The 6,910-nt window shown below is 47.5% G+C and carries 5 protein-coding genes; all 5 read right to left on the bottom strand.

The genetic code is table 11. The annotated features are described in order from the left end of the window. Nucleotides 1-507: 507 nt before the first annotated feature. Complete coding sequence (hxsC, locus tag OKC30_RS19120; protein WP_160839545.1) at nucleotides 508-1,674, bottom strand: His-Xaa-Ser system radical SAM maturase HxsC; 1,167 nt, start codon at nucleotides 1,672-1,674, stop codon at nucleotides 508-510. A 1-nt stretch (nucleotide 1,675) separates the two neighbouring features. After that, nucleotides 1,676-3,136, bottom strand: a complete 1,461-nt coding sequence (gene hxsB, locus OKC30_RS19115; RefSeq protein ID WP_270809236.1) for a His-Xaa-Ser system radical SAM maturase HxsB — start codon at nucleotides 3,134-3,136, stop codon at nucleotides 1,676-1,678. 238 nt (nucleotides 3,137-3,374) lie between these two features. After that, the gene (hxsD, locus tag OKC30_RS19110) at nucleotides 3,375-3,794 is read right to left on the bottom strand and encodes a His-Xaa-Ser system protein HxsD (protein ID WP_160839505.1); all 420 of its coding nucleotides are present in this window, start codon (nucleotides 3,792-3,794) and stop codon (nucleotides 3,375-3,377) included. Nucleotides 3,795-4,288: 494 nt separating this feature from the next. Next, nucleotides 4,289-5,044, bottom strand: coding sequence for an IS21-like element ISAs28 family helper ATPase IstB (gene istB / locus OKC30_RS19105; protein WP_021141277.1), 756 nt, complete (start codon nucleotides 5,042-5,044; stop codon nucleotides 4,289-4,291). Nucleotides 5,045-5,067: 23 nt separating this feature from the next. Continuing rightward, nucleotides 5,068-6,630: an IS21-like element ISAs28 family transposase gene (gene istA, locus OKC30_RS19100; RefSeq protein ID WP_270809235.1), complete on the bottom strand. Its 1,563-nt coding sequence runs from the start codon at nucleotides 6,628-6,630 to the stop codon at nucleotides 5,068-5,070. Between the last annotated feature and the right edge of the window lie 280 nt (nucleotides 6,631-6,910).

Raw genomic sequence — 6,910 nt, 5'->3', positions numbered from 1 at the left:
AGCAGCGAAAATCGATACAGAACAGGACCTTAGAAGGAATTTCAAATGAAGTGTTTTCTTAAGGTCCTGTATATGAGCCGTGATAAAACCTTATTTCCAGAATGCTTAATTACTCGCCGCGAATCGAACCTACAGCCCTATACAAAAAAACGAGCACAAAAAAGTGCTCGCTAAGTTGTCATGATTTAATGCTTACTAGCAGGTAGATCCTGGTGTACAGGAGTAGTGACTGCTATGACTCGCATGACTTGCATGGCTAACATGACTGCTATGATAGGCGCTAAGAAAACCATCACTATAACGTGTTAAGGTAATAACACGTTCAACAGCGGAATTATTAGTATGTATTGACTGAGCTATTTCTTCTCTGGTGTAGTTGCTAGCAGATGCAACGGTTGGTGCAAGCATCATTGCTACAGCCAACACGCCCGTAACGATTTTTTTGATACCATTACTGTCCCTTAGTTTCGTGTTAATCTTGAAAGATGGCAATTCCATAATATACCCCTATAGTGGTTTTATATTCTTGAGCTCAGTCAACAAAAACTTGCTATTTGTTGATGAGAAGAACCCCGCGCATTCACTTTGTTTTGAACAACATTTGCATTTTTCACTATATACAGTTTTAAAGTCACTTATGCTCTGCTTACAATGGTTCCAAATATCCTTGTCTACAATACAGAATGGCAAGTTAAATACCGAAACAGTCATACCAAAACGAGATAACGTCTTAACTGCGCTACCAAGCACCTCCATATAATCCACTGGGTCTATCCACAATTCGGAATAGTTCATTTTTGCGAACCCCATGTTTTCCATCCCCATAAAGGCAACATGTCCTACGAAAGGTAAGTTCCGGTGTATAAATTCAACTAACAGATCCAAATCTTCTATAGTCTGCTTGTGCAATACAACTCGCAGTTCGATGTCGATGTTATTTCGCTTACATTCGTAAAGCCCTGCTACAGTTTGATCGAATGCGCCTTCTGATTGCACGATGTAATCGTGGATATCTGGTGTTGCGCCGAACAACGGGACACAGACGAAGAGGTTTTTGGTTATGTTACCAAGAGCATGAGTAAAATCCCCATAAGCAAACAATCGCCCATTGGAAAGCAGCTGGATACCGGTGCTCGGAAACTTGGTCTTTATAAGTTCGATGACCTCCAGCAAGCCTTCTTTAATCATCGTCGGCTCTCCACCTGTAATCCCCAGCACCTCTGGCGCATCTTTGGTGCGGATCAAGGACAGGATTTCTTTGAGCTGGCTAGTCGCAGTTTCTTTCAAAAATGGCTTGGGAGGCTGTGGACACATGATACAATAGTTATTACAAGCATCGGTAACAAACAGGGCATTGTTCAGCGAGTTAGGATTGAACAGCACTCGAATTTTTCCTGCTGTATTAATGGATACTATTGAGCCGTCAACAAGATACTCAAAATCATCAATTTCCAGAACTGATGCAGCACCCAGAAAGATCTTGTTCGGCTGGCATATTATCAATTTGGCTGCTGATGCGAGTACGTGATCAACTGCCCCTCCATCGTACAGATAAAACAAATTTTTCCCTACATAGTCATCGGACCAACAGTTAACCGCCAGTGCTATTTGCTCTGTGTACTGTATGTCATCAATGTCTGATATCGGCTTAAAATTAATTTTTACTACGCTCATGTCAGCCCCTGATCCATGACATCAAAATGTCTTTTATTTTGGTATCACTATGGATCCATAGTGAGATCACATGTTTGATGATTTCACGATTCCTATGGCAATAAGCGTCTGTTGGTCGATGGCCTATCACATCACCCTGCGTTTGATGCCTACGCACAGGCTCTGCCCCACAAAATGGGGAGAAGGCACAATCGCTACAACCTGTAAGTGATTCATTGAGTGCTGCCGATGCCACAAGCTGCATACCTTCACCAAAAAACAGACTCTGGTAGTCATCCTTGAGCACGTTACCAAGCAAAAAAGTGTCATCATCCATTTCTGCCAACATCCGTGACTCATCACTTGGGTAAACGTTACCGTTATAGTTGTAAACAGTGACATTAAAGCCTGTACCTGTTGGGCTTTGCAGATCAACAAAGCCAATTGCCCAAGGGGTTAGCAATTTTTTCAAGATCAGGCCCGTGAAGCTTTCAACAAAGAACGTACCAGACAAGTTGATCTGGATGATGTAGTCCAGCACCTCTTTGTAAAAGGCTAGAAACTCTTCTGTGCTGTAGCCGACTTTACTTGCTGCCTTGTCCGCAAATCCGTAAGGGTTCAACTCGCGAATGAAGATGTTATTTAAACCGCTCACGACGTACTCATCCACAATTTCTCGTGGGTACTTGAGCGACATCTTTGTTGTGGTCATCAATGCAGACAAACAGTCTTTACCCAGCACGGCTCTCGCCAGCCTGAAGCTTTCCTTAGTCTTTTCGTAGCTATTGCCGCCAGACGTTGCCCTGTTATGATTATGCAGAAAGCTTGGCCCGTCGAGCGACGTTGAAATATTTATTTTGTGCTCTTTGAAGAATTCCAATGTTTCTAGGGTGACATGTGACAAGTTGGTGCAGATCACATAGGTAATCTCTTTACCTATTGCTTCATTTTTCTGCTTGGTGAGCTGGACAGCTTTCTTAACCTGCTCAATGGCCAACAGCGATTCTCCCCCCTGGAATTCCATGGTAATAGCTCTAGAAGGACACTGAAGCATCACATCGATTGACTTGGCAAGCACCTCATCACTCATGTCATAGATGTGCTTGTCTGCATTTTCTGATTTTCTAGTCACTTGGCAATATATGCAACTGTGGTTGCATCGAAGGGTCATGCAAAAAATATGTAATTTACTGAAGTTAAGAATGAACTCTTTCTTAGTTTTCAGTTTTGAAGCCAAAACTTCAAGCCCCAGCATGGCCTGTCCATGGTACAAAAAGCTCTTCGATTTTAGCTTTCGATATAACTTGGATGTATGATCAATCCGCTTGTACACCAAATCCTTTAACTGAACAGGCGTCAGCACTTCCCACTCGCCAAAATCATTACTTATAAAGTAATCACCATTGAGTTTTGAAAAGTGAAATGGCATAAGGCTATAACCAGATTGATCCTTATACTCGGAGGGCGACTTAAATTTTTCCATGTTACTGCCCCTTGCCTGCTGTACTCAATGTGGCACTATATTGGAGCAAATAATTCAAAAATGAATTAATAATCTCTCTTTTCTCGTCACAATTGTATTTTTCGTCAACACAGATACTCAGGCTAGCCGTGTCCTTATCTCGACCAACATCAACTTTAAGATATTGCTTGAACGCCTTTCTACCGACACTAATTGACTGCATCGTGTATATTGAGAGGGGTAATTTAACTTTCATATATTACCCCCTGAGAGAAAGAATATCGAGTTTATCGTCAACGTATGAGAGTGCTAGATTCGGTTTCGTCAAGGCTTTGTTGGTAGCTTTAAGTCCTTTCGCAGCCTCTGAGAATGCAGCCTTTATGATGACCTCTCGAATTTCCTTTGTTTCTGCTTGGACAAGGAACCGCATCTCTTGGTCTATGAGGTTGTTGACAAAATCCCCACACACCTTTGTCAGTAAGGTGTGTGCATTACCACATTCATTATTTTTTAACGAAAGATGTACGATGAAATTATTATCATCTTCGGAGATAAAAACATAAAAATAATCCGTACATTCATATGCTACTTTTATTAAAGTTTCGCGTATATATGCAGATTTTGATATAAAAACTTTTCCGATAATGCCCAACTCATGATTAATCACTTCAATATTCATTATCTCATCCCATTCATTGGACCTGTTTCAATTAAATCACTTTCACTTTAAGTAAAAATATTTAATTTTCTATACAACACCAATAAAGGTTAAATTGTTTATATGACTACATTTTCATTATAACCGTCATTCCGCACCTAATTTTGGCTTTTTCAGTGCTTGACGGCGATCGGCCGTTCTGATCTATTACTACTTTTTGCATGTAGTGGTCAAGAAAAATTGGCCACGGTTTTGTGTGCCGCCCAGAACATCCTCTCGGATTCGTTTGGGGGCAGCCCGCCATTGTAGCTATGGAAGATGCGAACAAGTCCCTGATATGAGATCATGTTTGTCATCTGGAGCCATGAAAAAGGGTTCATCATGAGTCATCAGCTCACCTTCGCCGACAGTGAATTCAGCAGTAAGCGCCGTCAGTGGCTAATAACATCATGTCGATCAGCCAATAACATCATGCCGATCACCGTTTTTCTGCCCGCGTTTATAGCGTCTTTCTTTTACTCCGCCTGATCGGCTTCGGTCAAGTTGGCACCCTGTTTTCTCATCGATTCTCCCGTTAAGGTCACGCGCACTGCTCTGTGGATCAATCGGTCCAGGATTGCCTCGGCGAATGTTGCCTCTCCGATCATTCCGTACCACTTCTCCACCGGCAATTGGCTCGCCACTATCGTTGAGACTTTGCCGTAGCGGGTATCGATGATCTCCAGTAGGTTGCTGCGTTCGCTCGCGTCCAGCATCTCCATGCCCCAGTCATCCAGGATCAACATTCCTATGTGACTTACTTGCTCCAGCAGTTTCGGATAGCTGCCATCCGCTTGTGCCAGTCGCATCTCTTCGAGCAGGGTTTTCAGCCGGTAATACCGCACGCCCACTCCTTGCCGGATAAAGTAACGACCCAGAGCACACGCCAGGTAACTCTTGCCACAGCCTGCCGCGCCCGTCAGCAGCAGATTTTGTTGATGACTCAGCCAGTGTCCTTCCAGCAGTTGGCGGATCTGCGCTTGGCTCACGCCTCGACCCGCCCGATAGTCGAGCTGCTCCACCTGTCCGGCGAGCCGGAACCGGGCTTGCTTCTCCAAACGGTTGGTTTTCCTCTGCTCCCGTTGCACCAGCTCATGGCTCAGTAACAGTTGCAGCCGCTCTTCAAAACCCATATCCAGGTACAGCATGCTCTGGGCCTGCTGCTGGTTCAGGGCCTGTTTCATACCGCTCAAGTGCAGGCGGCTTAGTTGTTCATTGAGGTGTAATTGCATGGGCTTCTCCTGAGCTGTGGGGGTTAGTGGAAGTAGTGCTCGCCATGGACATTGTCATGACGGATGTCTTGCAGCGGATCCTGTCGCTTGCTGGCGATGGGTTGTTGCTCGAGGCCGTTCTTGAGCATGCTGCGGATGTTGTGCAGCCGGTTGGCGCCGGTCAGGTAACCCCGGAGGCAGGCCGCTTCCAGCCGCTCCTTGCCATAGGTTTTGCTCTGCCCCAGCAAGGCCAGACAAGGTCGCACCGCTTGCGCCGGGTGTGCCACATTCCGGATAAAACCATCCACCCAATGCGTGGTGTAGGGTCCGATGGATACCGCCCAGCCGAGCAGACGCTCGGGCGACCATTCCAGCAGCGCCTGGTGATGCGCGGGCATATGGGCAGGCAGGCTGCTGTGCTGACCTTTGCGATGACTCCGCGGGTGCTCGGCCACGACCTTGCCGGCGTGGTACAGCGTGACGGTATGTTCGGCCAGATGAGCCTCCAGCCGCTTGCCCTGCAAGGCATGGGGCACGGAGTAATAGTGCTTTTCCAGATCGACGTGGTAGTCCTTACCAACCAGTACCAACATCACTTTGGTGTAGTGATAGGGATAATCCGGCAGCGGCTTGAGCGCCGGAGCATCGAGCTCGGCAAACTGTGAGGCACGGCAGCCAGGAAGCTTCTGGAAGGGTTTCTGGTTGAGCCGGGTCAGCAGTTCACCCATCCGCTGATTGAGCTGGGCCAGGCTATGGAAGGTTTCATGACGCAGCACCGCCAGGATCCAGCGGGTGACGATCTGCACGCCCACCTCTGCCTTGGACTTATCCTTCGGCTTGCGGGGCCGCGCGGGCATGATCGCCGTACCGAAATGGGCCGCCAGCATCTGGTAGGTGGGGTTGAGATCCGGATCGGTATTGCGCGCCACGCTGACGGCACTCTTCAGGCAATCGGGTACCACCAATTGCGGCACACCGCCAAAGAACTCGAAAGCGCGCTTGTGGCTCATGACCCAGTCCTCGAGCTGCTGGGAGCGGGTGGCCTCGGCAAAGGTGTAGTTGGAAGCACCCAGCACGGCGACAAAGATCTGGGCCCGGTAAAGGATTTCGCCGGTGTGCGGATCGACAATCGGCATGGTCTGGCCGCAGTAGTCGACAAAGAGTTTTTCGCCCGCAATATGGGTCTGCCGCATCGAGGGTTGCAGCAGCGCCGCCCACTCTTTATAGAGCCGACAGAAGTGGTTGTAGCTGTAGTGGGAGCCTGGATGGCGCTCGGCGTACTCCTGCCATAGCAGCTCGAGGGTCACGCCTTTTTGACCTGGTTTTTTGAGTTCCTGATGCAACAAGGCCCAGTTGGGAGTGGGTTTGTGCTGAGTTTTATGAACAGAGCAGGTCTTGAGAAATGCGCGCTCCAGGGAGACATCATCCCAGGACTCAGACAGGGGCCAGGTCATGATACCCAGTTGAGCCGCCCGGTTGAGGTAATAGGATACGGTGCTAGGAGAGATATGCAGGCTGAGGGCGATCTGCCGATGAGCCAGTTGAGCCTGAAATTTAAGGCGAAGAATTTCTTTGAGTTTTCTCACAGTGATAGGCCTCGCAGACATGCACGTTCCTCTGTTGGAGCAGATGGGAAAGTGCGGGTTTAACGAAGCGGGAAGAAAAAGTCACCAATAACATGGATGCCGATCATGGTTTCCCATCGAGGGTAAAAAGTGATCGGCTTGGGATGTTATTGAGTGATCGGCATGGATGTTATTACGTGATCGGCATGAATGTTATTGAGCGATCGCCATGCGTGGGAATATGCACGGCTGACGGTAATACCCCATTACCCTGCCAGACAGTGCGCCTGCTGTGGGGGCAATGTGGTATTTCATGACAAAC

The sequence above is a fragment of the Aeromonas sp. QDB18 genome (assembly GCF_027705325.1).
GTDB classification, from domain to species: Bacteria; Pseudomonadota; Gammaproteobacteria; order Enterobacterales; family Aeromonadaceae; genus Aeromonas; species Aeromonas caviae.
This window is presented reverse-complemented; position numbering and strand designations above follow the sequence as displayed.